Genomic DNA, 23,329 nt, shown 5'->3' with positions numbered 1-23,329 from the left:
CATTGTCGCCGATCATCGACAGCGCGGCGTCCACGCGCTCAGAGCGAACACCGGGGCCGTCCACAGCCTGTCGTCGTACGATCGACGCATGTGGTTGCGTCAGGCGTTCTTCCGGTGGTTGCTCCCGGCCGCGTTCCTGCTGCCGCTGTGGTTGCTCATCGGGTGGGGTGTGTTCCAGGGAGGATGGGCGATCCTCTGGGTGCTCTTCATCGCGATCCCCTCCGTCTTCGTCGGACAGCTCCTGCTCACGCTGCTCACGCGCTCCCGTCCGTCTGTGCGCATCGAGCGCGCGGTGTCGTGGTGGGACGTCGCAGGATTCGCCGTATGGCACGCGCTCACGATCGCGGTCGGCTTCTTCCCCGGCGCGGCCTTCGGCTGGCTGCTCGCCGGCGCCGTGGTCGCGGGGATCGGTCTCGTCTGGCTCCAGCTGTGGCAGCTCTGGAACGAGGCGAAGGGGAGCGGCGCCCGCATCCGGGAGACGATCACCTGGTCGACCCTGCCCCGCGAGGACGAGGCTGCGACGGCGACGCGTGCCCACGAGGTCATCGTGGTCAAGGAAGCCGAGCAGCGGGAGTCCTGATCCCACCCTGCGGTCTCATGCCACCCGGCGGTTTTGGTCGCGTGCGGCATCCATGGCAGAATAGACGTTTGTGCCGTGACCGGCTCTGCCACAGGGGAGCCCGCGGAGGCTTGCGAGCGCCGTTAGGCACGAATCCGTTCTTATTCCTTCCAGCACCATGCAACCGACCTGTGGCGAGTGCAGAGAGAGACGATCATGCAGATCCTCGACGCCGTCGACGCGGCTTCGCTCCGTTCCGACATCCCGGTCTTCCACCCGGGCGACACCGTCAACGTCCACGTGAACATCACCGAGGGCAGCCGCTCCCGTATCCAGGTCTTCAAGGGCGTCGTCATCGGCCGCCAGGGCGACGGCGTTCGTGAGACCTTCACGGTTCGCAAGATCAGCTTCCAGGTGGGCGTCGAGCGCACGTTCCCCGTGCACTCCCCGGTGATCGACCACATCGAGGTCGTCACCCGCGGTGACGTGCGTCGCGCGAAGCTGTACTACCTCCGCCAGCTGCGGGGCAAGAAGGCCAAGATCAAGGAGAAGCGCGACAACTGACGCGCAGGTTCTCCGCAGCACCCCGGGACACGATGTCCCGGGGTGCTGTGTTCTCCCCGGGGTATGCGACCCTTGATAGTGCCGTCTCCGAGCGGTGCCGCTCTGTGAAGGAACCTGATGACGACTGACTCCGCATCCGCATCGACGCCCCGTACCCGTCGGCGCGGACTCCTGGTCTTCCTGCGTGATGTGCTCATCATCATCGTCATCGCCGCGGTCGTGTCGTTCGTCGTGAAAACGTTCGTCGTCCGTTCCTTCTACATCCCGTCCGCGTCGATGGAGCGGACGCTCATGACCGACGACCGCATTCTCGTCGACGAGCTCACGCCGCGATGGACCGGCTACGAGCGCGGTGACATCGTCGTGTTCAAGGATCCGGGTGGCTGGCTGGACGGCCAGCCCCAGGCCCCCGCGCAGCCCCCGCTCATCGAGGCGGTCGACTGGGTGCTCAACGTCGTGGGGATCTCGGCCTCCGACTCGCAGGATCACCTGGTCAAGCGCGTGATCGGCATGCCCGGTGATCACGTCGTCTGCTGCAACGCCCTCGGCCAGATCACGATCAACGGCACCCCGATCGACGAGTTGTCGTATCTGAATCTGCCGGATGGCGACACCGCCGCGTCCAACGAGCCCTTCGACGTGGTCGTCCCCGAGGGGTCGCTCTGGGTCCTCGGCGACAACCGCGACCGGTCGAGGGACTCCCGGGCGCATCAGGAGCTCCCGAGCGGTGGTTTCGTGCCGCTCGACAACGTCGTCGGCAAGGCGTTCCTCACGACCTGGCCGTTCGATCGGATGGGGACGATCGACGGACACCACGACATCTTCAACGGGGTCCCGGACGCCGAATGACCGTCGTCGCACCCAAGCTGACCCTCGAGCGCAAGCTGCTCACCGAGTTCGACCTCGTCATCTCGCTCGATGAGGTCGGACGCGGGGCGCTCGCGGGACCGGTCGCGGTGGGGGCGTCGGTGATGGATGCCGCGGGGGCGCGTCGGCGCGTTCCGGAAGGGCTCCGCGATTCGAAGCTCGTGACCGAACGGCGACGGCCCGATGTCGCGGCCCGTGCTGCGGCCTGGGTTCAGGCCTCGGGTGTCGGCTGGGCCAGCGCCGCCGAGGTCGACGAGTTCGGGATCATGCGCGCCCTGGGGCTCGCGGCATCCCGGGCGGTGCAGAGCGTCGTGGATCAGGGCGTGGCGACCGCGAACGCGCTGGTCCTGCTCGACGGGAACCACGACTACGTCTCCGCGGTCCACCCGGTGCCCCTCCGGGTCCGTCCCGTGGTGAAGGCCGATCGCGACTGCGCATCGGTGTCCGCCGCGTCCGTGATCGCCAAGGTGGCGCGGGACACCCTGATGGCGGGACTCCACGTCGATCACCCCGCCTATCAGTGGGATCGGAACAAGGGTTACGCGAGCCTGGAGCACCGAGACGCGATCCGGTCGGTGGGGTTGTCGCCGCACCATCGCTCCTCGTGGGCGATCGCGGACGCGCCGACCCTCTTCTGAGCAGCCGATCGCGGTCCGCGCGTCATGGTCGTCGTGGCGACTCTAGGATGGAGAGATCATGGATGAGGAAGCATTCGACGACTACGACCGCGAGCTCGAGCTGGCGCTGTTCCGTGAGTATCGCGACGTGGTCTCGCAGTTCCAGTACGTCGTCGAGACGGAGCGGCGTTTCTACCTCGCGAACGAGGTGAACGTCGTGCGTCGGGACACCGAGCACGACTTCTACTTCGAGATCTCCATGAGTGACGTGTGGGTCTGGGACATCTACCGCGCCGATCGCTTCGTCAAGGCCGTCAGGGTGCTCACGTTCAAGGACGTGAACGTCGAGGAGCTGCAGCGCCGCGAGTTCGAACTGCCGCAGGAGCTGTCCCTCGACGGGGAGTGACCCGCTCTCCACATCGCACGTCGTGAACCCGTTCTCCACCATCGCCGGTGGGGGTGCCGTCGGGCCGCGTGCTGAGTCCTCCCCGCACGACAGGCTGTCGACATGGCAGCTAAAGACGACCTCGGCAGGGCCGGCGAAGAGCGCGCGACGCGCTTTCTGACAGGCATCGGTTACGACATCCTCGATCGCAACTGGCGATGTCCCCAGGGCGAGATCGACATCGTCGCGTGCACGCGCGATCATCTTGCGATCGTCGAGGTGAAGACGCGGAGAACCGAGCGCTTCGGGCACCCGTTCGAGGCCGTGGACGCCCGGAAGCTGGGGCGACTCTGGCAGCTCGGTTACGCGTGGGCGGCTGAACACCCCGAGCAGGCGCGCGGATTGGCACTGCGCGTCGAGGCTGTCGCCGTCACCGGCGACGACCCGGAGGTCGGCGTCCTGGAGCACCTGGTGGACCTCGCATGAGCACGGTACGCACCTGGGCGGTCGCTCTCACGGGTGTCGACGGTCATCTCGTCGAAGTCGAAGCCGACCTGTCGAATCAGACCCCGGACTTCCGGATCATCGGACTGCCCGACAAGTCGCTCGGCGAAGCCGTGCAGCGCGTGCACAATGCTTGCAAGAACGCCGGTCTGGACCTGCCGAAGCGGAAACTGACGGTCAATCTGTCGCCGGCGAGCCTTCCGAAGCACGGATCGTCTTTCGACCTCGCCATCGCCGTCAGCGCCCTCGCCGCAGGCGGAGCGATCTCCCCTCGAGCGATCAGACAGGCGGTGCATATCGGGGAGCTCGCGCTCGACGGGCGCTTGAGACCGGTACCGGGAGTCCTCCCGGCCGTTCTCGCCGCTGCGCGTGCCGGTTTCGACACCGTCGTGGTTCCCAGCGCGAACGCCGTCGAGGCGGGACTCGTGCCCGGGGTCGTCGTACGGGCCGCGTCGACGCTCGCCGAAGTGGCGGTCTGGCACGGCGCGGATGTCGCGGTGCCCGACGTCGAGTCCGTGACGATCGGGGTCGTGGACGTGCCTGAGGAGGAGGCCCTCGATCTCGCGGACGTCGCCGGTCAGACCGAGGCGGTCGAAGCGCTCGTGGTTGCTGCCGCAGGTGGCCACCACATGCTGTTGAGCGGGCCGCCGGGCGCGGGCAAGACGATGCTCGCCCGCCGTCTGCCCGGCATCCTGCCCGCACTGACGGTCGATGAAGCGCTCGACGTCGCCTCGATCCGCTCTCTCGCCGGACAGGCGGTGGACGCGCTCGATCGTCGCGCTCCGCTGGAGGCTCCCCATCACAGTGCCTCGGTGGCCGCCCTGGTCGGCGGTGGGTCGCGTGCCGCCCGCCCCGGCGCGATCGCGCGTGCGCATCGGGGAGTGCTGCTCCTGGACGAGGCGGCCGAGTTCTCCCGCGTAGCCCTCGACGCACTCCGTCAACCCCTCGAGTCCGGGTCGATCGATGTGCACCGGTCGGGATTCACCGCGCGGTTCCCCGCGCGGTTCCAACTCGTGATGGCGATGAACCCGTGTCCCTGCGGCCAGTACGGCGTTCGCGGAGGGGAGTGCACCTGTCCATCGCTCGCGATCCGCCGCTACGCCGCGCGACTCTCCGGACCGCTTCGAGACCGCGTGGACATCGAGGTCCATGTCTCGCGCATCGCGGCGGCGGAGGCCGTGTCGGACCGGTCGACCCGCACGACGAGCGCGGATGCGCAGCAGCGCGTCGTCTCGGCCCGTGCCCGTGCGGCCGAGCGCTGGCGGGGCACTCCGTGGCGCCGCAACGCCGACGTGCCCGGAGCGCGGCTGCGCCAGGCCGATGTGCGCGTCGCGGTGGAGGCACGCCGTCCGCTCGACCGGGCGCTCGAGAAGGGCCTGCTGACCCTGCGCGGGTACGACCGGGTGCTCCGCCTCGCGTGGACCATGGCCGACCTCGACGAGATCGACCGGCCGGGTCTGGATCAGGTCGGTCGGGCGCTGTTCCTGAAGCGGGGGTATGCCGCATGATCGACGGACTGCGTCGCGACGAAGGTCTCGTGTCGGCCGTCACGAGCCTGTTGTGCACGGACCCACGCGTCGACGTGGATCGTCGGATGGATGCGATCGCGCGCGTGGCATGGAGCGTGCTCGCCGAGCCGGGCGACGGGGTGGCCGGCGCGCTCATCCAAGAGCTCGGTGCGACGGAGGCGTTGCGACTCGCGGTGGACGAGCACCCCACGCCCGCTCGCGTGCGAGGTGCCATTCCGGTCGAGGACGGGGCGATCGACGAGGGGATCTCGCGATGGCGTCCGCGGGTCGATCCTCGGCGTGTGACCGATGCGGTCGGGAGCGCACTCGCGGCGAATGCACGACTGCTGCTCCCCGGTGATCCGGGATGGCCGGTGCAGATTGACGACCTCGGCCGACACGCGCCGCTGCTCCTCTGGGTGCGAGGCGAGACGAGACTGCTCGCGGCAGCACCGCAGGTCGCGATCATCGGAGCACGTGCGGCCACCGCCTATGGCGAGCACATCGCGGGGGAATTCGCGGGGGAGCTGGCCGCGACGGGCACGGTGATCGTCTCCGGCGGTGCATACGGCATCGACGGAGCGGCCCATCGCGCAGCGCTGGGTGTGGGCGGCGCGACGGTCGCCTTCCTCGCTGGCGGCGTGGATCGCGCCTACCCGCAGGGGCACCGCGACCTTCTGGAACGCGTGAGGACGACGGGTGCCGTCGTCAGCGAGGTCCCGTGTGGGACGGCTCCGACCAAGTGGCGCTTCCTCTCCCGGAACCGGCTCATCGCAGCGGTGAGCGACGCGACTGTGGTGATCGAGGCGGGATGGCGCAGCGGTTCGTTGAACACCGCAGGACACGCTGCGTCTCTCGGTCGACCGCTCGGCGCGGTTCCCGGGCCGGTCACGTCCGCCACCTCGGAGGGATGTCATCGTCTGTTCCGCGAGTACGACGCGCGCTGCGTCACCACCTCGGCCGAGATCCGGGAGCTCTGGGGCGAGGACCCAGGACGGCGAGAGAGCGAGTGCACGGATCCCGACGAGACTCGACTCCGCGACGCGATGAGCAGTCGCACGCCGCTCGCCGCGTCCGAGCTCGCGCGTCGGAGCGGCCTCTCGATCGAGCGGGTGAGCGCGCTCCTCGGTTTCCTCGAGCTCCGTGGCGAGGCGCGACGCTCCGAGAGGGGATGGATCGGTGTGCGTCGGTAGAAACGGAGGCGTTGACAGCGGCCAGCCCCGGCGGCGCGCGTACGCCGGAGGCGGCCGACAGCCAGCTGCCGCCTCCGGGGTGGACAGGACGGTGTCCGCGCGGCGAGGCTGCGCTCGGGAAACACGGGACGACGGCATGCTGAAGCAATGGAGTTCAACGAGGCCACCGCCGCGTTCGCGGAGCACCTCGAGCGTGTACGACGCCTCTCACCCGCGACGGTGCGCGCGTACCGTTCGGATCTGCGAGACCTGGCCGTGGACGTCGGTGATGCATCCCTCGATCAGATCACCCTCGACACGCTCCGGGACTGGCTCTGGCGGGCGACCCAGCGCGGAGATGCCCGGTCGACGCTCGCGCGCCGCGCAGCAGCCGTCAGGTCTTTCTTCAGCTGGGCGCACGAGCAGCAGCTGATCGAGCACGACCCGAGTCTCCGGCTCGTCGCCCCCAAACGCGGCCGGACGCTTCCCACGGTGGCCTCCCAGGACGCGATGCGGACACTGCTCGATGCGCAGCGCAGCGCGGCATCGCAGGGGGATGCCGTAGCCCTCCGGGACCACGCGATCCTCGAACTGCTCTACGGCTCCGGCATCCGTGTCTCGGAACTCTGCGGACTCGACGTCGACGATGTCGATCTCGATCGCGCGACCGCGCGCGTCCTCGGCAAGGGGTCCAAGGAGAGGGTCGTTCCGTTCGGCATCCCCGCACGGGACGCCGTCGGCGCCTTCCTCACACGCGGACGACCTGTGCTCGCGGCACGAGCGACCGCCGCCCCCGCTGCGCTCCTGCTCGGTATCCGGGGAGCGCGGATCGGCCCCAGGGCGGTGTACGCGCTCGTCGCAGACGTGCTCGCTCCGCTCGTGGGCGAGGAGACCGTCGGACCCCACGCTCTCCGGCACACCGCCGCGACGCATCTGCTCGACGGCGGTGCCGACCTGCGGGCAGTGCAGGAGATCCTCGGGCATGCGAGCCTCGGGACCACTCAGATCTACACTCACGTCTCGTCCGAGCGTCTGGCGGCGACCTACCGCCTCGCGCATCCCCGCGCCTGAGGGTTCGCCGCCGCTCGAGCCTCACGTTCAGAGGGGTTCGCAGCAGGGGAGGAGCACCGCGCGCGGCACCTCGCCGAACAGGAGCATCGGGTCCACGTACGCGCCGTCGAGGCGCACACCCAAATGCATGGTGCCCGGCGAGCTGTGCCCGCCCACGTCGACGACGCCGATCAGGTCGCCCTCCGCGACCGCAGACCCCGCCGCCAGGTCGGACCGCACCGGCTCGAACGACGACACGAGCCCGCCGGGATGCGCGATCGTCAGGACGGCTCGGTCCACCACCGTGCCTCGAAAGGCCACCACGCCGGCGGCCGGCGCCCTCACCGACACGCCTACGGGAGCCTCGAGGTCGATCCCTCGATGCCCGGGTCCGTAGTCGTGCGCTGGTGCGATGAACCTCTCGACGACGCGGCGAGGACCCTCGACGGGCCACATCCAGTCCGCCCCGACGGTGCCAGCGGGGTCCGGTGCGTCGACAGCCGGCGCGCTCGCGGCGCGCGTGCCGGGAACGAGGATCAGAAAGGCGAGGAGAAGGAGTGCCGCGAGGCACAGTCGAGTTCTCATGTGCGCATGCTCCTCGGGTTCCGCGTCTGCCGCGCGGAGATCTCGGAGGGCAGCCCGGGAGCAGCGGACAACCGGGGATCCGGCTCGTGTGGGGAGAGCGAGTGCGGCGGCGTCTTCCTGTATGCTGGAGGAGCACCCCGATTCCGGGGTGACTACGCGTGCCCAGAGCGACGCCGTCGAGAGACGGATGTCGTGGCATCCACTCCCACAGGTCCCTTCTCCGAACGGGCGGGTGTGCGCCGGGCACCAGGAAGTCCGATCGACCGATCGGCTTGACAACCTCAACGGCGCAGAACCGCGCCAGAACCAGGAGACGACCATGGCTGTGGTCACCATCCGCCAGCTGCTCGACAGCGGCGTGCACTTCGGACACCAGACCCGTCGGTGGAACCCGAAGGTGAAGCGCTTCATCCTCACCGAGCGCAGCGGCATCCACATCATCGACCTCCAGCAGTCGCTCGGGTACATCGACAAGGCCTACGACTTCGTCAAGGAGACCGTCGCCCACGGCGGCACGATCCTCTTCGTCGGCACGAAGAAGCAGGCGCAGGAGATCCTCGCCGAGCAGGCCACCCGCGTCGGCCAGCCCTTCGTGAACCAGCGCTGGCTCGGTGGACTCCTCACCAACTTCTCCACCATCGCGAAGCGTCTCGCCCGCATGAAGGAGCTCGAGGAGCTCGACTACGAGAACCCGGCCGCATCGGGCTTCACGAAGAAGGAGCTCCTGCTCAAGAAGCGCGAGCTGGACAAGCTGCACAAGTCGCTCGGCGGTATCCGCAACCTCACCAAGACGCCGTCCGCTCTCTGGGTCGTCGACGCCAAGCGCGAGCACCTCGCGATCGACGAGGCCAAGAAGCTCGGCATCCCCGTGATCGGCATCCTCGACACGAACGCCGATCCGGACGACTTCCAGTACCCGATCCCCGGCAACGACGACGCGATCCGCTCCGTCTCGCTGCTGACGCGCATCATCGCCGACGCCGCCGCCGAGGGCCTGCAGCAGAAGCACAACCCCGAGTCCGGCGACGTCGAGCCGCTGGCCGAGTGGGAGAAGGAGCTCCTCGAGAGCCCTGTGCAGGAGTCCGCTGACGCTGCTGCCGTCGAGACGGCTGCCGACGAGGCCGCCGTCGTCGAGACGCCCGCCGCCGACGAGACCGCTGCCGACGAGGCCGGTGCCGAGGCGCACGACGAGGCCGTCGCGGCCGCCTCCGGCGAGGAGACCGCAGAGGTCGCCGCCGCCGAGGCTGCAGACGCCAAGTAATTCCGCGACCACCACACACATCACGAAGCAAGGAGCCACCACACATGGCCAACTTCACCATCGCCGACCTCAAGGCGCTGCGTGAGCAGCTCGGCACGGGAATGGTCGACACCAAGAAGGCGCTCGAGGAGGCCGACGGAGACGTCGAGAAGGCCACCGAGATCCTGCGTCTCAAGGGTGCCAAGGGCAACGCCAAGCGCGCCGACCGTTCCACCAGCGAGGGGCTGATCGCCGCTCGTGAGAACGACGGTTCTGTGACGCTCATCGAGCTCGCGTGCGAGACCGACTTCGTCGCCAAGAACGAGCGCTTCATCGCGCTGGCCGACAAGGTCGCCGACGCGGTCGCCGCGGCCAAGGCCGACTCGGTCGACGCCGCGCTGGCAGCGCCGGCCGGAGACAAGACCGTCGAGACGGTCATCTCCGAAGAGGCCGCGATCATCGGCGAGAAGGTCGAACTGCGTCAGGTTCGCACCGTGACCGGCGACAAGGTCGAGGTGTACCTGCACCGCACGAGCAAGGACCTGCCGCCGCAGATCGGCGTCGTCGTCGCCTACACGGGTGACGACGCCGACACGGCTCGCAGCATCGCGCAGCACATCTCGTTCGCGAACCCGTCTTTCCTGTCCCGCGAGGACGTCCCGGCCGAGGCTGTGGAGAAGGAGCGCGAGATCGTCACCGAGATCTCCCGCAACGAGGGCAAGCCGGAGGCGGCCCTGCCCAAGATCGTCGAGGGTCGCGTGTCCGCGTTCATCAAGCAGGTCGCCCTGCTCGAGCAGGACTACGCGAAGGACAACAAGCTCTCTGTCGCCCAGGTGGCGAAGGACGCCGGTATCACCGTGACGGACTTCGCGCGCTTCAAGGTCGGCGCGTAGCACAGTCGAAGGGGTTCGGATCCGGGAGATCCGAACCCCTTCTTCATGCCCAGAAGGCACTATCTTGAATCGGGATGAGAGGACTACACCTATGACCGAACGCACCGGACGCCGCCGCGTCCTCCTGAAGCTCTCCGGTGAGGCGTTCGGCGCCGGCCAGCTCGGCGTCAACCCCGACGTGGTCAGCCAGATCGCCCGAGACATCGCTGCTGCCGTCGATCGCGTCGAGATCGCGATCGTGGTCGGCGGAGGCAACTTCTTCCGCGGGGCCGAGCTGAGCCAGCGCGGCATGGATCGCGGACGCGCCGACTACATGGGGATGCTCGGCACCGTGATGAACGCACTCGCTCTGCAGGACTTCCTCGAGCAGGCAGGCGCTCCCACCCGCGTGCAGTCCGCGATCTCGATGACCCAGGTCGCCGAGCCCTACATCCCGCGCCGTGCCGAACGGCACATGGAGAAGGGTCGCATCGTGATCTTCGGCGCCGGCGCCGGGCTCCCGTACTTCTCGACCGACACGGTCGCGGCGCAGCGTGCGCTCGAAATCGGCGCCACCGAGGTGCTCGTCGCCAAGAACGGCGTCGACGCGATCTACACCGCGGATCCCAACAAGCACGCGGATGCCGAGCGCATCGACCGCGTCACCTACCGTGACGCGCTGCAGCGCGGCCTCAAGGTCGTGGACTCGACCGCATTCAGCCTGTGCATGGACAACAACATGGACATGCGCGTGTTCGGCATGGAGCCGGCGGGGAACGTGACCAAGGCCCTCCTCGGGGAGCCGATCGGCACGCTCGTCACCGCCTGAGCGCCTCACCGGACTCGCAGGTCCTGCCCGATAGAATTCTCAGAACACCCCGACGATAGGAGTCACCGTGATCGCGGACGTCCTCGCTGAAACCACCACTCGCATGACGCGGGCGGTCGAAGCCGCCAAGGAGGACTTCTCCACGGTCCGTACCGGCCGGGCCAACCCGCAGCTGTTCCAGAAGCTGCTGGTCGACTACTACGGAACACCCACGCCGCTTGCTCAGCTCGCCTCTCTGGCGAACCAGGAGGCGCGCACCCTCATCATCACGCCGTACGACAAGTCCGCGCTCAAGGCGATCGAGCAGGCCGTGCGGGACATGCCGAACCTGGGTGCCAACCCCACGAACGACGGCAACCTCGTGCGCGTGACGATGCCCGAGCTCACGGCCGAGCGCCGCAAGGAGTACGTCAAGCTCGTGAAGTCCAAGGGCGAGGACGCGAAGGTCCACGTCCGCGGCATCCGCCGCAAGGCCAAGGACGAGCTCGACGCTCTGAAGAGCGAGCTCGGCGAGGACGAGATCGTTCGCGGCGAGAAGGAGCTCGATGTCCTCACGCGCCAGCACGTCGACCTGATCGACGACGCTCTCAAGCGCAAAGAGGCCGAACTCCTCGAGGTGTAGGCGGGATGACCGACGACCCGACCGGTGAAGGCACCGACAAGCCGCATACGCGCCGCGAAGCGCGCGACTCGTCGACCTCTCCTGGCGGCGCTCCGTTGGCGGACGACGCCTTCCCACGATTCGATGCGGAGGCGATCCCGCCGCGGCCACCGTTGCCGGAGGAACTGCCGCTCGTTCCGGTGGAGACCCTCGCGACCGGGGATCACAACGCGATCCGCGAGCAGTGGCGCGCCGCACGCGACGAGTTCGGCACGCATGTCTCGAACGCCCGCGACCAGCTGGACCTCGCGAACGAGCGGATCAAGGAGCGGACAGGACGGGACCTGATCGTCGCGATCCTGATCGGCCTGGCGTTCGGCGGTGCGCTGCTCGCATCGCTCCTGTTCATCAAGGTGCTGTTCGTGCCGTTCGCCCTGGCCGCCGCGCTGCTGGGCGTGTACGAGCTGTCTCTCGCGCTGCGGGCGTCCGGGCGTCGGATCGACGTCGTCCCGCAGTTCGTCGCCGCTGCGCTCCTGGTCCTGTCAGGGTTCTTCCTCGACGCCTGGCTCGTCTGGGTGACGCTCTTCCTCGCTGTGGCGTTCGTGATCGTGTGGCGCCTCGTCGCCCAGATGATCGAGAAGGACGGGCGCACCTACGGAGACGTGCTGGCGGACGCCGTGATCGGTGGTTTCGTGCAGGTGTACGTACCCTTTCTCGCGGCCGTCGCGCTGATCCTGCTCGGTCAGGACGGCGGCGAATGGTGGGTGCTCAGCTTCATAGCGATCGCCGTGGCCGCCGACACCGGCGCCTACGCCGCAGGGCTCGCCTTCGGGCGGCATCCGATGGCCCCGCGCATCAGCCCGAAGAAGACGTGGGAGGGGTTCGGCGGTGCCGTCGTGGCGTCGGTCGCCGCGGGTGTTCTCCTCGCGATCCTCCTGCTGGGTGTGCCCTGGTGGATCGGCGTGATCTTCGGCGCCGCGATCCTGCTCTCCGCCACGCTCGGCGACCTGGGCGAGTCCATGCTCAAGCGCGATCTCGGGATCAAGGACATGAGCTCCTGGCTTCCCGGCCACGGCGGCCTGCTCGATCGTCTGGACAGCATCCTGCCGTCCACGATCCCCGCGCTGTGCCTCTACTTCCTCTTCTCCTCCTGGACGGTGCTGTGATGTCTTCCGACGACCTGCTCGACACGACCGAGGCGCCTCAGGCGCGACCCGCATTCACGCTGACCAGTGGCCGCACGCGCGGTTACCACCGCGCGGCCGTCGACACCTTCCTCGCGGCCGCGAGGGCGGCGTTCGAAGGCGGGGGTGAGCTCACGGCAGCCGACGTACGCGTGGCGTCGTTCCCGCTGGTCAAGAACGGCTACGTCGTCGCGGAGGTGGACGCCGCGCTGGGACGTGTCGAGGACGCGCTGGCTGCACGCTCTCGCGACCAGATGGTGCGCTCGCGCGGCGCCGGCGCCTGGGTCGAGCAGGCGCGTGATGAAGCGCAGGTCATCCTGGATCACCTGGCCCGTCCGCGTCGCCACCGGTTCGGCCGTACCGGGGTGCTCACCTTCGGCTACCGCGTGGACGAGGTCGACCATGTGGCGTCGCGTATCGTCCGATACCTGCGCGACGGTGAGCCTCTGACCGCTGAGCAGTTGCGGGGCGCGGCTTTCCGCATGCAGCGCGGGGGCTACCGCGAGGAGCAGGTCGATGCCCTGCTCGACGCCACAATCGACGTCATCCTGGCTGTTCGCTGAACGTTTCCGTGGCCTGCCCGGCGCTCACCGGGTAGACTGCCGCCTATCGTGAACTCCCGAAACGACATGATCGCTCACCGGAACGACGTCACGCCGCTGCCCGCGTCGACGACTCTTTCGGCGCGCGCGGGCACCCGCCGACGCGGCATCGTCGGCTTCTTCGCGGCACTCGCAGTGGTCGGCTTCGCCGGCGCTCTCGTGGCTCCCACCGGAGTGGCCCTCGCGCAGCAGCCCGCCGAGGCCGCGCCCGAGTCCGCGTACTCCGCGGCACTGGCCGACACGCAGAACCTCACGGTGACGGTCGAGGGAGCGGAGATCGCGCCCGTTCAGCGCGGTGCGTTCTCGGTCTACGTGACGCCCAAGCCCACCCCGACCCCGACGCCGACGACCGCCTCATCGGGGTCGAGCTCGGGAGGCGGCGGACCTCTCTTCTACACGGGCGGTGGCGCTCCCGCCGAATGGATGTCGGCCGCCGGCATCGCCGAGGCGGACTGGGGTTACGTCGACTACATCGTGTCGCGCGAGAGCGGATGGAACCCGAACGCCACGAACAAGTCCTCCGGGGCGTGCGGGCTCGTCCAGGCGCTTCCCTGCAGCAAGGTCCCTGGCAACGGCTACGATCCCGTCGACAATCTCCGCTGGGCCACGGGCTACGCCACCGGTCGCTACGGCAGCTGGGCGGGCGCGCACGCGTTCTGGACCAAGAACCACTGGTGGTGAGCGCAGGCGATGCCTCGCTCGCACCGACGACGTCCGTCGCGCCCTGAGGGCGAGGACTCCCTCGACCGCCTTCTCGCGTCCTGGAAGCGCACGGAGACCCGACGCGGCATCGAATGGACCGTGCAGCCCGTCTCCGGTCCGCAGGCGCAGAAGGACTATCTGTGTCCCGGATGCGGTCGCATGATCACGCCGGGGACGGCGCACGTCGTCGCCTGGCGGGCGGACGGCGTTCTGGGTGACGCGGCAGACCTCGCCGCACGTCGGCACTGGCATACGCATTGTTGGAGGATGGCGTGAGTATCGAGATCCGTGGACCGCTGGAACTGCCGGCTCGGCGGGAGGATGTGGAGCTCCGCACGGCGGACGGACTCACCCTCGTCGGGGAGCTCGCCCTTCCGGAGAGTGCCGACCCTGTCGCGACGCTCGTCACACTGCATCCTCTGCCCACCGCGGGCGGCTTCATGGACTCGCACATCATCCGCAAGGCCGCGGCCCGTCTGCCCGCTCTCGCCGATCTCGCCGTGCTGCGCTTCAACACGCGGGGCACGACGTCGCCGCGCGGCACCAGCGACGGCGCCTTCGACGGGGGAGCGGCCGAGCAGTTCGACGTCGCCGCGGCGATGGACCTGGTGCGTGAGCGGACTCTGCCCCGTCCCTGGCTGCTGGGGTGGTCGTTCGGCACCGAGCTCGCGCTGAAGTACGGGCGCGAGCACGACGTCGAGGGGATCATCCTGCTGTCCCCGCCGCTGCATCGTGCGACGGACGACGAGGTGGCCGCATGGCGCGACTCAGGGACGGAGGTCGTGATCCTCGTTCCAGAGCTCGACGACTACCTGCGGCCCGCCGAAGCACGTGAGCGGTTCGCGTCGATCCCGCACGCCAACCTGATCGCGGTCGAGGGCGGCAAGCATCTCTGGGTAGGGGAGAGCCAGACACGTCGTGTCCTGACCGAGATCGTCGCCGCCGTCAATCCCTCGGCTCTTCCGCTTCCGACCCAGTGGCCGGTGGCCTAACGCTCGTTCATGCGCGGGATCAGCACCTGACGGTAGATGATCAGGATGCTCGCCGCGACGGGGATCGCGATGAGCGCTCCCAGCAGGCCGAGCAGGCTGCCGCCGGCGAGGGCCGCGACCACGACCACGGCGCCCGGCACCGAGACCGCCCGGCTCATGATGCGCGGCGAGATCACGTACGCCTCGATCTGCATGTACACGAGGTAGTAGATCGCGGCGGCGATCGCGATTCCGGGTGAGCCGAGCCCCGGGATGAGGCACACGAGCACGATGATGGTCGACCCGGTGAGCGTGCCGACGAGCGGGATGAGGGAGAAGAAGAACGCGACCACGGCCAGCACCGCGGGGAACGGCGCGCCGATGATCGACAGGTAGATCATGCTGAGCACGCCGTTGATGACGCCCAGGGAGACCTGCCCCATGACGTAGTAGCCGACCGAGTCGGTGATCTGCTCCGAGAGGTCGATGAAGCGGTCGCGCTTCGACGCGGGGGCGAGCTGGTACACGGCGCGCTTGAGGGAGGGCGTCGACGCCGTGAGGTAGATCGTCAGGATCAGCACGATGAACGCCCCGAAGAGCCCCGTCACGACGGACAGACTCGCGTTGATGACGCTGTTCGTGATGTCGCCGAGGTTGGCGATCAGCCAGGCCTGGGCCTCCTGGAGCACGCGCTCGACATCGAGGTTCGGGAAGGCCGCGGTGATCCACTCCTCGATGTCACCGAGCAGGCTGGGACGACTCACGATCACCGTCACCTGCGACACGAGCTGCGAGATCTGATCGACCAGCACGGGGATGACGATCAGGATGATGCCGGCGAACACACCGAGGACCGCGACGATCGTGATCAGGACCGCCAGCCACCGCGGGAGCCGGCGGCGCTCGAGAAACGAGACGAGGGGGTCGAGTCCGAGGCTCAGGAACAGGGCGGTGCCGACGTACAGGAGGACGGTCGACAGGCTCTGCACGCTCGTGATGAGGAGGATGCCGAGCCCGACGCCGAGCGTCGCCACGAGGGCGGTGCGGAACGGACTGTGGATCTTCATCGTGCTCCTCGTGATCGGTACCTAAGGGTATCCGTCGGGGCAGTGCGCTCCGGACTCGACGTGCCGCAGGATGCGGCCTGCGACGCCCTCGTGGGCAACACACAGGTGGTTTCGATAGTCTGAAATGTCGAGTGTTGCGACTCGGGCGTGCGTCCGAGTCGCGTGAGGAGACTATTCGTGCGTTTCGTATGGGCCGTCGTGGCCTTCGTGCTGGCCGCGGGCCTGATCGGTGCGGGCATCGCCCAGCGCACCGTGTTCATGGGCCCCTCGAGCCAGAAGGTCTCGGTCGCCGTGGACGAGCCGGCGCCGTTCGTGCTCATGGACGGCGAGGTGTTCCGGGAGAACCCGGGGGCGCAGACCCTCACCGTCACCGGCGATGGAGACGTCTTCGCCGCGCAGGGCCGTACCGCCGATCTGGAGGCATGGCTCGCCGACTCCGACTACAACCACGTCAGTGTGCGTGAGGACGGCGACCTCGTCGTCGAGCACGTCACCGCCTCCGCCGATTCGACGGACGCCGGCGACAGCGGAGAGACTCCGCAGCCGACCGAGACGCCTGCTGCCGGAGAGAGTTCGGCCGGCGATGCGGACGCGGGGGAGCAGCCGGGGCGCAACCCGGTGGGATCCGACCTCTGGCTGCAGACCTTCAGCGAGACCGGCACCCTCGAGGCGGGGATGCAGGTGCCCGAGGGCGTGAGCGTGCTCATCGCCCAGGACGGCACCGCCGATGCCCCGGACGACATCGCCGTGTCCTGGCCGCTCGACAACTCGACTCCGCTCGCGGGGCCGCTCATGGTCGCGGGCGCGATCGTGCTCGCAGCGGGTCTCGTGCTGTACGTCCTGGCGATCCGTCATCAGCGTCGCGGACGCGGCCCCCGTCGCAAGGGACCCGGTCCGCTGCCCGCCACCGAGCCGATCGACCTGGCGCAGCTCCCTCCCGCCGAGCGTGCGGCGATCGAATCGTCCGCCCCCGACGCTGGGGCGCCGGTGACGCCGACCGCTGATCCTGCCTCGACGGACCCGTCGTCGACGGGTGCGGCCGCACGCCCGGGTACGGACGGCGAGACGCCCGACGACGACGCTCGCCGCACCGAGAGTCGTGCCAAGACCGGAAGCCGTCGGCGTCTGCTCGCGATCCCCGCGCTCGCGCTGACCGCAGCGATCGCGACAGGATGCTCGGCCGACTCGTGGCCGCAGTTCGGTGCGGGGACGCCGACGCCGTCGCCCAGCGCGACCGTGATCGCCCCCGACAACCAGAAGCCCCCGGCCGTCACCGAGTCGCAGGCGAAGAGGATCCTGGAGGAGGTCTCGTCGACCCTGGCCGACGCCGACACCGCAATGGACATCGAGCTCGCGAAGACACGCATCGATGGACCTCTGCTCGCGGCGCGGACGACCGAGTACGCTCTGCGCACCGCGGTGCCGGAGACGCCGGCGCCCGCGGTGATCCCGACCGATGACGTCGAGGTCGTGCTGCCCGAGGCCACCGACCGCTGGCCCCGTACGGTGCTGCTGCTCTCGCAGAGCGAGGGCGACGACACGGTGCCTCCGGTCATCCTGACCATGACCCAGCAGGACCCGTGGTCGAACTACAAGGTCACGAACATGGCCGAGATGTCGGCGGACGCCGTCTTCCCCGATGTCGCGGCCGCGTGGCTGGGGACGTCGATGGTCCCCTCCGACTCGGCGTTCCTGAGTCTTCCGCCCGGTCAGTTGGCGACGGCGTTCGCAGACGTCGTCGACGCCGGTGATGCGAGCGCCTCGCACGGGCTGTTCGACGACACGGCGCTGAACCTCGCGAAGTCCATCCAGGACAGCCGCCAGACCGTGGTGCAGAACCTCGCCGACTCGGGCGCGGCCGAGACGTCGCAGACCGCCTTCGACATCGTCCCGGCCGACAGCGCGCCGGTGTCGATGACGACCCTGGGAAGCGGAGCGATCGTGGCTGTGTCGCTCATCGACTCCGAGACCGTGACTCCGACCTCTGCTGACGCGGTGATCCGATTCACCGAGAACGCTCAGGCGAAGGCGCTCACGGGCGTCACGGAGTCTGCGAAGGGTGTCACCACCAAGTACGAGTTCCAGCTGTTCTTCTCGGTTCCCGCACAGGGGTCGACCGAGCAGATCAAGCTTCTCGCCGTCCACCAGGACCTTCTCTCCGTCGAGGTGATCAAGTGACCGATATCTCTCCCTCCGCACTGCGCGGCGCCGTCGACCTGTCGAGCCTGCGCAACCGTCCGGCGCCGGGGGCGGCACCCGCCGCATCGGTGCCCGCCGGTGCCGTGGCCGACGTCGTGGTCGACGCGACCGACGAGTCGTTCGGGCAGATCCTCGAGATCTCCCGTACGGTGCCCGTGGTCGTCGACCTCTGGGCTGAGTGGTGCGGGCCGTGCAAGCAGCTCAGCCCCATCATCGAGAAGGTCACGCGCGAACTGAGCGGACGCGTCCTGCTCGCGAAGGTCGACGTCGACGCGAACCCCCAGCTCGCGCAGGGGTTCCGCGCGCAGTCGATCCCGATGGTGGTCGCGCTCATCGCCGGACAGCCCGTGCCGATGTTCACCGGAGCCGTCCCCGAGGAGCAGGTCCGCGAGGTCTTCGCGCAGCTGCTCCAGGTCGCGGCGCAGAACGGCGTGACGGGCATTCTTCCGGTCGGCGAGGATGCGGAGGGCACAGAGCCTGTCGAACCTGCGGAGCCGCCGATGCCGCCGTTGCACGCCGCGGCCTTCGAAGCCATCGAGCGGGGAGACTACGCCGCGGCCATCACCGCCTACGAGAAGGCGCTCGCAGAGAACCCGCGCGACGAGGATGCGATCGCCGGCCTCGGCCAGGTGCGGCTCCTCGACCGCGTGCAGAACCTCGACCTGCAGGATGCCCGCGCCGCGGCGGCCGCAGGGCCCCTCGACGTGCGGGCGCAGTTCGACGTCGCCGACCTCGACCTCGCCGGGGGACACGTCGACGACGCGTTCGGACGCCTCCTGGACCTGTTCGCCCAGCTTCCCTCAGACGAGCGCGCTCCGGTGCGCGAGCGTCTCGTGGAGCTGTTCGGCCTGATCGGCGCCGCCGACCCCCGCGTGGTGACCGCCCGGAACCGCCTGTCCTCCCTGCTGTTCTGAGGGCGGTGTTCCCGCGCCGTGACCCGCGCGGCGTCAGCCGTGGGTCACGGACGGAATGTGCGGATCGCTCTGGTGACGCAGCCAGATCGTGGAGAGCGCGGGGAGCGTGATGGTCGCGGTCGACGCATCCGATCCGTCCTCCGGATGGGCCACGACCAGGCCGAGATTGCCGGACCCGCGTCCGCCGAAGGCGGCGGCATCCGAGTTCAGGATCTCCTGCCAGACGCCCTCGCGGGGGAGCGTCAGCCGATAGCCGCTGCGCTCGACGCCGGCGAAGTTGCTCACCACCACGAGGCGGCCGCCATGCGCGTCGCGGCGTTCGAAGGCGATCACCGTCGGATCCCAATGAGGTGCGCCGAGGCGAGAGAACGACGATCCGTCGTTGTCTCTCTCCCAGAGCGGTGCCTGCGCGCGGTACGTGCGGTTGAGCTCACCCACGAATTCCTGCAGCTGGGCGTGCGAGGGCTGGTCGAGAAGCCACCAGTCGAGTTCGCGGGACTCGGACCATTCGGCGAGCTGGCCGAACTCCTGACCCATGAACAGGAGCTTCTTGCCCGGGTGGCCCCACATGTACGCGAGGTACGCGCGCACGTTCGCGAGCTTGTGCCAGTGGTCTCCCGGCATCTTCGCGAGCAGGCTGCCCTTGCCGTGGACCACCTCGTCGTGGCTGATCGGGAGCAGATAGTTCTCGCCGAACGCGTAGACGAACGAGAACGTCATCTCGCCCTCGTGGTGCGAGCGGTACATCGGGTCGCGTTCGATGTACTGCAGCGAGTCGTTCATCCACCCCATGTTCCACTTGAACCCGAAGCCGAGTCCCGCATGATCGGTGGGAGCGGTCACCCCGGGGAAGCTCGTCGACTCCTCGGCGATCATGAGGATGCCGGGGTGCAGCCGGTACGCCGTGGCGTTCACCTCCTGCAGGAACCGGATCGCCTCGAGGTTCTCCCGACCGCCGTGGATGTTGGGCTCCCACTCGCCGTCCTTGCGGGAGTAGTCGAGGTAGAGCATGGAGGCGACCGCGTCGACCCGCAGCCCGTCGACGTGGAACTCCTGCAGCCAGTACAGGGCGTTCGCGACGAGGAATCCGCGCACCTCAGGACGACCGTAGTCGAAGATCAGCGTGCCCCAGTCCTGGTGCTCGCCGCGGCGGGGATCCGGGTGCTCGTACAGCGGCTGACCGTCGAATGCGGCGAGCGCGAAGGCATCCTTCGGGAAGTGCCCGGGAACCCAGTCCATGATGACGCCGATGCCGGCCTGGTGCAGCTCGTCGATCAGGTAGCGCAGATCGTCGGGGCTGCCGAAACGACTCGTCGCGGCGTAGTAGCCGCTCACCTGATACCCCCAGGAGCCGCCGAAAGGATGCTCTGCGAGAGGCAAGAACTCGACGTGCGTGAACCCGGCCTGGGTGACATGGGCGATCAGCTGATCGGCGACCTCACGATAGCCGAGGCCCGCGCGCCACGATCCGAGATGGACCTCGTACACCGACAGCGGCTGCGCGACGGCATGGGTGGCGGCCCGGCGGGTCATCCACGCACCGTCGCCCCAGCTGTACGACGATCGGGTGACCACCGAGGCCGTCTCGGGCGGGATCTGCGCGGCCTGCGCCATCGGATCGGCCTTCAGAAGCCATGCGCCGTTCCGCGAGTGGATCTCGTACTTGTAGATCGATCCGAGGGCGACATCGGGGATGAACAGCTCCCAGAGGCCGCTCACGCCCATGGAGCGCATCGCGTGACCCTGACCGTTCCAGCCGTTGAAATCGCCGACGACACGCACGGCCGTGGCGTTCGGAGCCCAGACCGCGAAAGCGACGCCCGAGTCGCCGTCGAGGTCGCGCGGGTGCGCGCCCAGGACCTCCCACAGCCGCTCGTGACGGCCTTCGGCGATCAGATGCAGGTCGAGGTCGCCGAGTGTCGGAGGATGCCGGTAGGGATCGCCGCTGAGCGTCTCCTCGTCGTCGCCGTACGCGGTAGCGATCCGGTACGGCACGGGCGCTCCGTCGTGCTGGCCCTCCCAGATGCCGTGCGCGACGTGCGCGAGCTCGAGGCGGGTGCCGTCGCGGAACACGGCGGCGACGGACGCCGCGAGCGGTCGACGGACGCGGATGACGGTGACGGTGCGATCCGCGGCATCCGTGTGGGGGTGCGCGCCCAGCACCGCATGCGGATCGTGATGCGCCCCCTCGGCGACGGCCGCCCAGTCGGCGGACGATGCGACGTCCTCGAGATAGCTCATGCTCGCTCCTTCACCCTCAGGATGTGCACCGGCTCGTCGAAGGCGTCGAGCCGCACGTAGTTGTGGTCGCTCCACGTCCAGACCGCACCGGTGAGCAGGTCTTCGACCTCGAAGGGCTCGCCCGGTGCGACGCCCCAGATGGTGGTGTCGAGGTGCACGGTGGTCTCCCGCACGGAGTGCGGATCGACGTTGGCGACGACGATGATCGTGTCCGGCCGCCCCGTGCCGGTGAAGGCCGCGTCGAGGTGCTTGCTGTACACGAGGACCGCGTCGTCGTCGCTCCAGTGAGCCGAGAAGTTGCGCAGCTGTCGGAGCGCGGGGTGGTCGTGGCGTATCTCGTTGAGCCTACGCAGCAGCGGGGCCAGGGAGTCGCCGGAGCGCTCCGCGCCCTCCCAGTCGCGCACCTTGTACTCGTACTTCTCGTTGTCGATGTTCTCCTCGGACCCGGGGCGCGCCACGTTCTCGAAGAGCTCGTAGCCGGCGTACACGCCGTAGATCGGCGCCGCCGTCGCCGCGATGCAGGCGCGGATGCGGTAGGCGGCTCGTCCGCCGAACTGGAGGTACTCGGTAAGGATGTCGTGCGTGTTCACGAAGAGGTTGGGCCGCATGTAGTCGCTCGTGTCGTGCGCGATCCCGTCGAGGAACTCCTCGAGCTCGGCCTTCGTGTTGCGCCAGGTGAAGTAGCTGTAGCTCTGCTGGAAGCCCACGGCCGCGAGCGCTCGCATCACGGCGGGACGCGTGAACGCCTCGGCGAGGAAGATGACGTCTGGGTCGTCGGCGTTCACGGTCGCGATCAGCCATTCCCAGAACTGCAGGGGCTTGGTGTGCGGGTTGTCGACGCGGAAGATCTTGACGCCCTCGCGCACCCAGTGCCGCACGATCCGCAGCATCTCGGTGTAGATCCCCTCGGGATCGTTGTCGAAGTTCAGCGGATAGATGTCCTGGTACTTCTTGGGCGGGTTCTCCGCGTAGGCGATCGTGCCGTCGGGGAGGGTCGTGAACCACTCCGGGTGCTCGGCGACCCAGGGATGATCCGGAGATGCCTGCAGTGCAAGGTCGAGCGCGACCTCGAGGCCCTCCTTGCGCGCGGCACGGACGAAGGAGCGGAAGTCCGCGGAAGTGCCGAGGTCGGGGTGGATTGCGTCGTGCCCGCCGTCCGGCGAACCGATCGCGTACGGAGAGCCGGGGTCGCCCGGCTCCGTGGTCAGCGTGTTGTTGCGTCCCTTGCGGTTGCTCGTGCCGATCGGGTGGATGGGGACGAGGTACACGACGTCGAAGCCCATCGCGGCGACGCCCGGCAGGCGGCGGGCCGCGGTGCGGAACGTTCCGCTCTTCACCGTCCCGTCCTTCAGCCTCTTCGCACCCTCGGAGCGTGGGAAGAACTCGTACCAGGCGCCGACTCCGGCGACGGTGCGTTCCACGAGGAGCGGATGGGGCTCCGTGGACGACCGCAACGAGGTCAGCGGGCGCTCCTCGAAGATCCGGGCGAGGTCGGGATCGACGGAGAGGGCCAGGATGCCATCGCTCTCGGCCGCACGGAGCTCCTGCGCCGTCGCAGCGAGAAGTCGACGCTGCGCGGCCGGGCGGTCCCTCTCTGCGGCTGCCCGGGTGAGCAGGTCCGCCCCGAGCGCGGCCATCACCGGCACGTCCACGCCGGCGGCGACCTTCAGCTCGGTCGCGTGCGCCCAGGTGGCGAAATCGTCGGAGAACGCCTCGAACCGGAAGGTCCACGTGCCCTGTACATCGATCGCGATGTCCGCTCCCCAGCGATCCGTGCCGTCGAGACGCGGGCGCAGGCGATGGAGGGACTGTTCGCCGTCGGGCGCCGTGAGCCGCAGCTGCACGCCGATGAGATCGTGCCCCTCGCGGAACGCGACGACGCTGAACGGCACGACCTCGCCGACGAACGCCTTGGGGGTGAAGCCGCCGGCGACCACGGGGGCGTGATCGAGGAGCGGGATCCGCGCGGTGCGGAGGTCGGGCCCGTCGGGCGCCGCGTCGAGCGGGCGCAAGGGGATCTGGGAGGTGCTCCGGAGAGCCTTCGGACGGGTGCTCGTTCGTGCGGCCACATCCTGACAGTACCGCGATGCCCTGGT

The 23,329-nt window shown here is 68.9% G+C and carries 24 protein-coding genes; 20 read left to right on the top strand and 4 right to left on the bottom strand.

Annotation, left to right across the window (positions count from 1 at the left end; translation table 11 throughout):
* Nucleotides 1-88: 88 nt before the first annotated feature.
* The 9 genes from MRBLMX7_RS01820 (at nucleotide 89) to MRBLMX7_RS01780 (ending at nucleotide 7,247) form a co-directional block, all read left to right on the top strand.
* A complete protein-coding gene (locus MRBLMX7_RS01820; RefSeq protein WP_363365933.1) occupies nucleotides 89-580 on the top strand; it encodes an MFS transporter permease in 492 nt (163 codons plus the stop codon).
* Between the two features lie 195 nt (nucleotides 581-775).
* Nucleotides 776-1,123 carry a 50S ribosomal protein L19 gene (rplS, locus tag MRBLMX7_RS01815; protein ID WP_096716150.1) on the top strand — a complete coding sequence of 116 codons (348 nt, stop codon included), beginning with the start codon at nucleotides 776-778 and terminating at the stop codon, nucleotides 1,121-1,123.
* A gap of 117 nt (nucleotides 1,124-1,240) precedes the next feature.
* Nucleotides 1,241-1,972 carry a signal peptidase I gene (gene lepB, locus MRBLMX7_RS01810; protein WP_363365932.1) on the top strand — a complete coding sequence of 244 codons (732 nt, stop codon included), beginning with the start codon at nucleotides 1,241-1,243 and terminating at the stop codon, nucleotides 1,970-1,972.
* Complete coding sequence (locus tag MRBLMX7_RS01805; RefSeq protein WP_363365931.1) at nucleotides 1,969-2,628, top strand: ribonuclease HII; 660 nt, start codon at nucleotides 1,969-1,971, stop codon at nucleotides 2,626-2,628. The genes lepB and MRBLMX7_RS01805 overlap by 4 nt, the downstream gene beginning before the upstream one ends.
* Before the next feature lie 58 nt (nucleotides 2,629-2,686).
* Nucleotides 2,687-3,013: a DUF2469 family protein gene (locus MRBLMX7_RS01800; protein ID WP_017204525.1), complete on the top strand. Its 327-nt coding sequence runs from the start codon at nucleotides 2,687-2,689 to the stop codon at nucleotides 3,011-3,013.
* A 102-nt stretch (nucleotides 3,014-3,115) separates the two neighbouring features.
* Complete coding sequence (locus MRBLMX7_RS01795; RefSeq protein ID WP_363365930.1) at nucleotides 3,116-3,478, top strand: YraN family protein; 363 nt, start codon at nucleotides 3,116-3,118, stop codon at nucleotides 3,476-3,478.
* Nucleotides 3,475-5,004, top strand: a complete 1,530-nt coding sequence (locus tag MRBLMX7_RS01790) for a YifB family Mg chelatase-like AAA ATPase (protein WP_363365929.1) — start codon at nucleotides 3,475-3,477, stop codon at nucleotides 5,002-5,004. Before MRBLMX7_RS01795 ends, MRBLMX7_RS01790 begins: the two co-directional genes overlap by 4 nt.
* On the top strand, nucleotides 5,001-6,197 hold the full coding sequence (gene dprA, locus MRBLMX7_RS01785; protein ID WP_363365928.1) for a DNA-processing protein DprA: 1,197 nt from the start codon (nucleotides 5,001-5,003) through the stop codon (nucleotides 6,195-6,197). The genes MRBLMX7_RS01790 and dprA overlap by 4 nt, the downstream gene beginning before the upstream one ends.
* A gap of 147 nt (nucleotides 6,198-6,344) precedes the next feature.
* Nucleotides 6,345-7,247, top strand: coding sequence for a tyrosine recombinase XerC (locus tag MRBLMX7_RS01780; RefSeq protein WP_363365927.1), 903 nt, complete (start codon nucleotides 6,345-6,347; stop codon nucleotides 7,245-7,247).
* Between the two features lie 27 nt (nucleotides 7,248-7,274).
* On the opposite strand, the gene MRBLMX7_RS01775 is transcribed toward MRBLMX7_RS01780, so the two are convergent.
* On the bottom strand, nucleotides 7,275-7,811 hold the full coding sequence (locus MRBLMX7_RS01775) for a murein hydrolase activator EnvC family protein (protein WP_363365926.1): 537 nt from the start codon (nucleotides 7,809-7,811) through the stop codon (nucleotides 7,275-7,277).
* Nucleotides 7,812-8,130: 319 nt separating this feature from the next.
* Here MRBLMX7_RS01775 and rpsB point away from each other — a divergent pair, with 319 nt between their 5' ends.
* The 9 genes from rpsB to MRBLMX7_RS01730 all read left to right on the top strand — a co-directional run bounded on the left by rpsB (nucleotide 8,131) and on the right by MRBLMX7_RS01730 (nucleotide 14,833).
* Nucleotides 8,131-9,072: a 30S ribosomal protein S2 gene (gene rpsB / locus MRBLMX7_RS01770; protein WP_363365925.1), complete on the top strand. Its 942-nt coding sequence runs from the start codon at nucleotides 8,131-8,133 to the stop codon at nucleotides 9,070-9,072.
* A 44-nt stretch (nucleotides 9,073-9,116) separates the two neighbouring features.
* Nucleotides 9,117-9,944 (top strand): translation elongation factor Ts, encoded by an 828-nt coding sequence (tsf, locus tag MRBLMX7_RS01765; protein WP_363365924.1) that lies wholly within the window; start codon nucleotides 9,117-9,119, stop codon nucleotides 9,942-9,944.
* Nucleotides 9,945-10,035: 91 nt separating this feature from the next.
* On the top strand, nucleotides 10,036-10,752 hold the full coding sequence (gene pyrH / locus MRBLMX7_RS01760; RefSeq protein ID WP_050721059.1) for a UMP kinase: 717 nt from the start codon (nucleotides 10,036-10,038) through the stop codon (nucleotides 10,750-10,752).
* Nucleotides 10,753-10,819: 67 nt separating this feature from the next.
* Complete coding sequence (gene frr, locus MRBLMX7_RS01755) at nucleotides 10,820-11,374, top strand: ribosome recycling factor (RefSeq protein WP_363365923.1); 555 nt, start codon at nucleotides 10,820-10,822, stop codon at nucleotides 11,372-11,374.
* A 5-nt stretch (nucleotides 11,375-11,379) separates the two neighbouring features.
* Nucleotides 11,380-12,519, top strand: coding sequence for a phosphatidate cytidylyltransferase (locus MRBLMX7_RS01750; RefSeq protein WP_363365922.1), 1,140 nt, complete (start codon nucleotides 11,380-11,382; stop codon nucleotides 12,517-12,519).
* Nucleotides 12,519-13,100, top strand: a complete 582-nt coding sequence (locus tag MRBLMX7_RS01745) for a DivIVA domain-containing protein (RefSeq protein ID WP_363365921.1) — start codon at nucleotides 12,519-12,521, stop codon at nucleotides 13,098-13,100. The genes MRBLMX7_RS01750 and MRBLMX7_RS01745 overlap by 1 nt, the downstream gene beginning before the upstream one ends.
* A 48-nt stretch (nucleotides 13,101-13,148) precedes the next feature.
* Nucleotides 13,149-13,820 carry a transglycosylase SLT domain-containing protein gene (locus MRBLMX7_RS01740; RefSeq protein ID WP_363365920.1) on the top strand — a complete coding sequence of 224 codons (672 nt, stop codon included), beginning with the start codon at nucleotides 13,149-13,151 and terminating at the stop codon, nucleotides 13,818-13,820.
* A 9-nt stretch (nucleotides 13,821-13,829) separates the two neighbouring features.
* Complete coding sequence (locus MRBLMX7_RS01735) at nucleotides 13,830-14,117, top strand: hypothetical protein (RefSeq protein WP_050721055.1); 288 nt, start codon at nucleotides 13,830-13,832, stop codon at nucleotides 14,115-14,117.
* 2 nt (nucleotides 14,118-14,119) lie between these two features.
* Complete coding sequence (locus MRBLMX7_RS01730) at nucleotides 14,120-14,833, top strand: alpha/beta hydrolase (RefSeq protein ID WP_363370771.1); 714 nt, start codon at nucleotides 14,120-14,122, stop codon at nucleotides 14,831-14,833.
* Here MRBLMX7_RS01730 and MRBLMX7_RS01725 read toward each other — a convergent pair.
* Entirely contained in the window at nucleotides 14,830-15,879 is a 1,050-nt protein-coding gene (locus MRBLMX7_RS01725; RefSeq protein ID WP_050721054.1) for an AI-2E family transporter, read from the bottom strand. The genes MRBLMX7_RS01730 and MRBLMX7_RS01725 overlap by 4 nt on opposite strands.
* A gap of 177 nt (nucleotides 15,880-16,056) precedes the next feature.
* Here MRBLMX7_RS01725 and MRBLMX7_RS01720 point away from each other — a divergent pair, with 177 nt between their 5' ends.
* Nucleotides 16,057-18,057 carry a glycosyl transferase gene (locus tag MRBLMX7_RS01720; protein WP_363365919.1) on the top strand — a complete coding sequence of 667 codons (2,001 nt, stop codon included), beginning with the start codon at nucleotides 16,057-16,059 and terminating at the stop codon, nucleotides 18,055-18,057.
* Nucleotides 18,054-18,992, top strand: coding sequence for a tetratricopeptide repeat protein (locus tag MRBLMX7_RS01715; RefSeq protein ID WP_363365918.1), 939 nt, complete (start codon nucleotides 18,054-18,056; stop codon nucleotides 18,990-18,992). Before MRBLMX7_RS01720 ends, MRBLMX7_RS01715 begins: the two co-directional genes overlap by 4 nt.
* A 33-nt stretch (nucleotides 18,993-19,025) precedes the next feature.
* Here the strand turns inward: MRBLMX7_RS01715 and glgB are convergent, their stop codons facing one another.
* Together glgB and MRBLMX7_RS01705 are read right to left on the bottom strand one after the other, a co-directional pair.
* A complete protein-coding gene (gene glgB, locus MRBLMX7_RS01710) occupies nucleotides 19,026-21,233 on the bottom strand; it encodes a 1,4-alpha-glucan branching protein GlgB (RefSeq protein WP_363365917.1) in 2,208 nt (735 codons plus the stop codon).
* The gene (locus MRBLMX7_RS01705) at nucleotides 21,230-23,302 is read right to left on the bottom strand and encodes an alpha-1,4-glucan--maltose-1-phosphate maltosyltransferase (protein ID WP_363365916.1); all 2,073 of its coding nucleotides are present in this window, start codon (nucleotides 23,300-23,302) and stop codon (nucleotides 21,230-21,232) included. Before MRBLMX7_RS01705 ends, glgB begins: the two co-directional genes overlap by 4 nt.
* Between the last annotated feature and the right edge of the window lie 27 nt (nucleotides 23,303-23,329).

It is taken from the genome of Microbacterium sp. LMX7-1.2, from assembly GCF_040675935.1.
Taxonomy (GTDB): domain Bacteria; phylum Actinomycetota; class Actinomycetes; order Actinomycetales; family Microbacteriaceae; genus Microbacterium.
The sequence above is the reverse complement of the archived record's forward strand: the minus strand, read 5'-3'. Positions and strand labels throughout refer to the sequence as shown.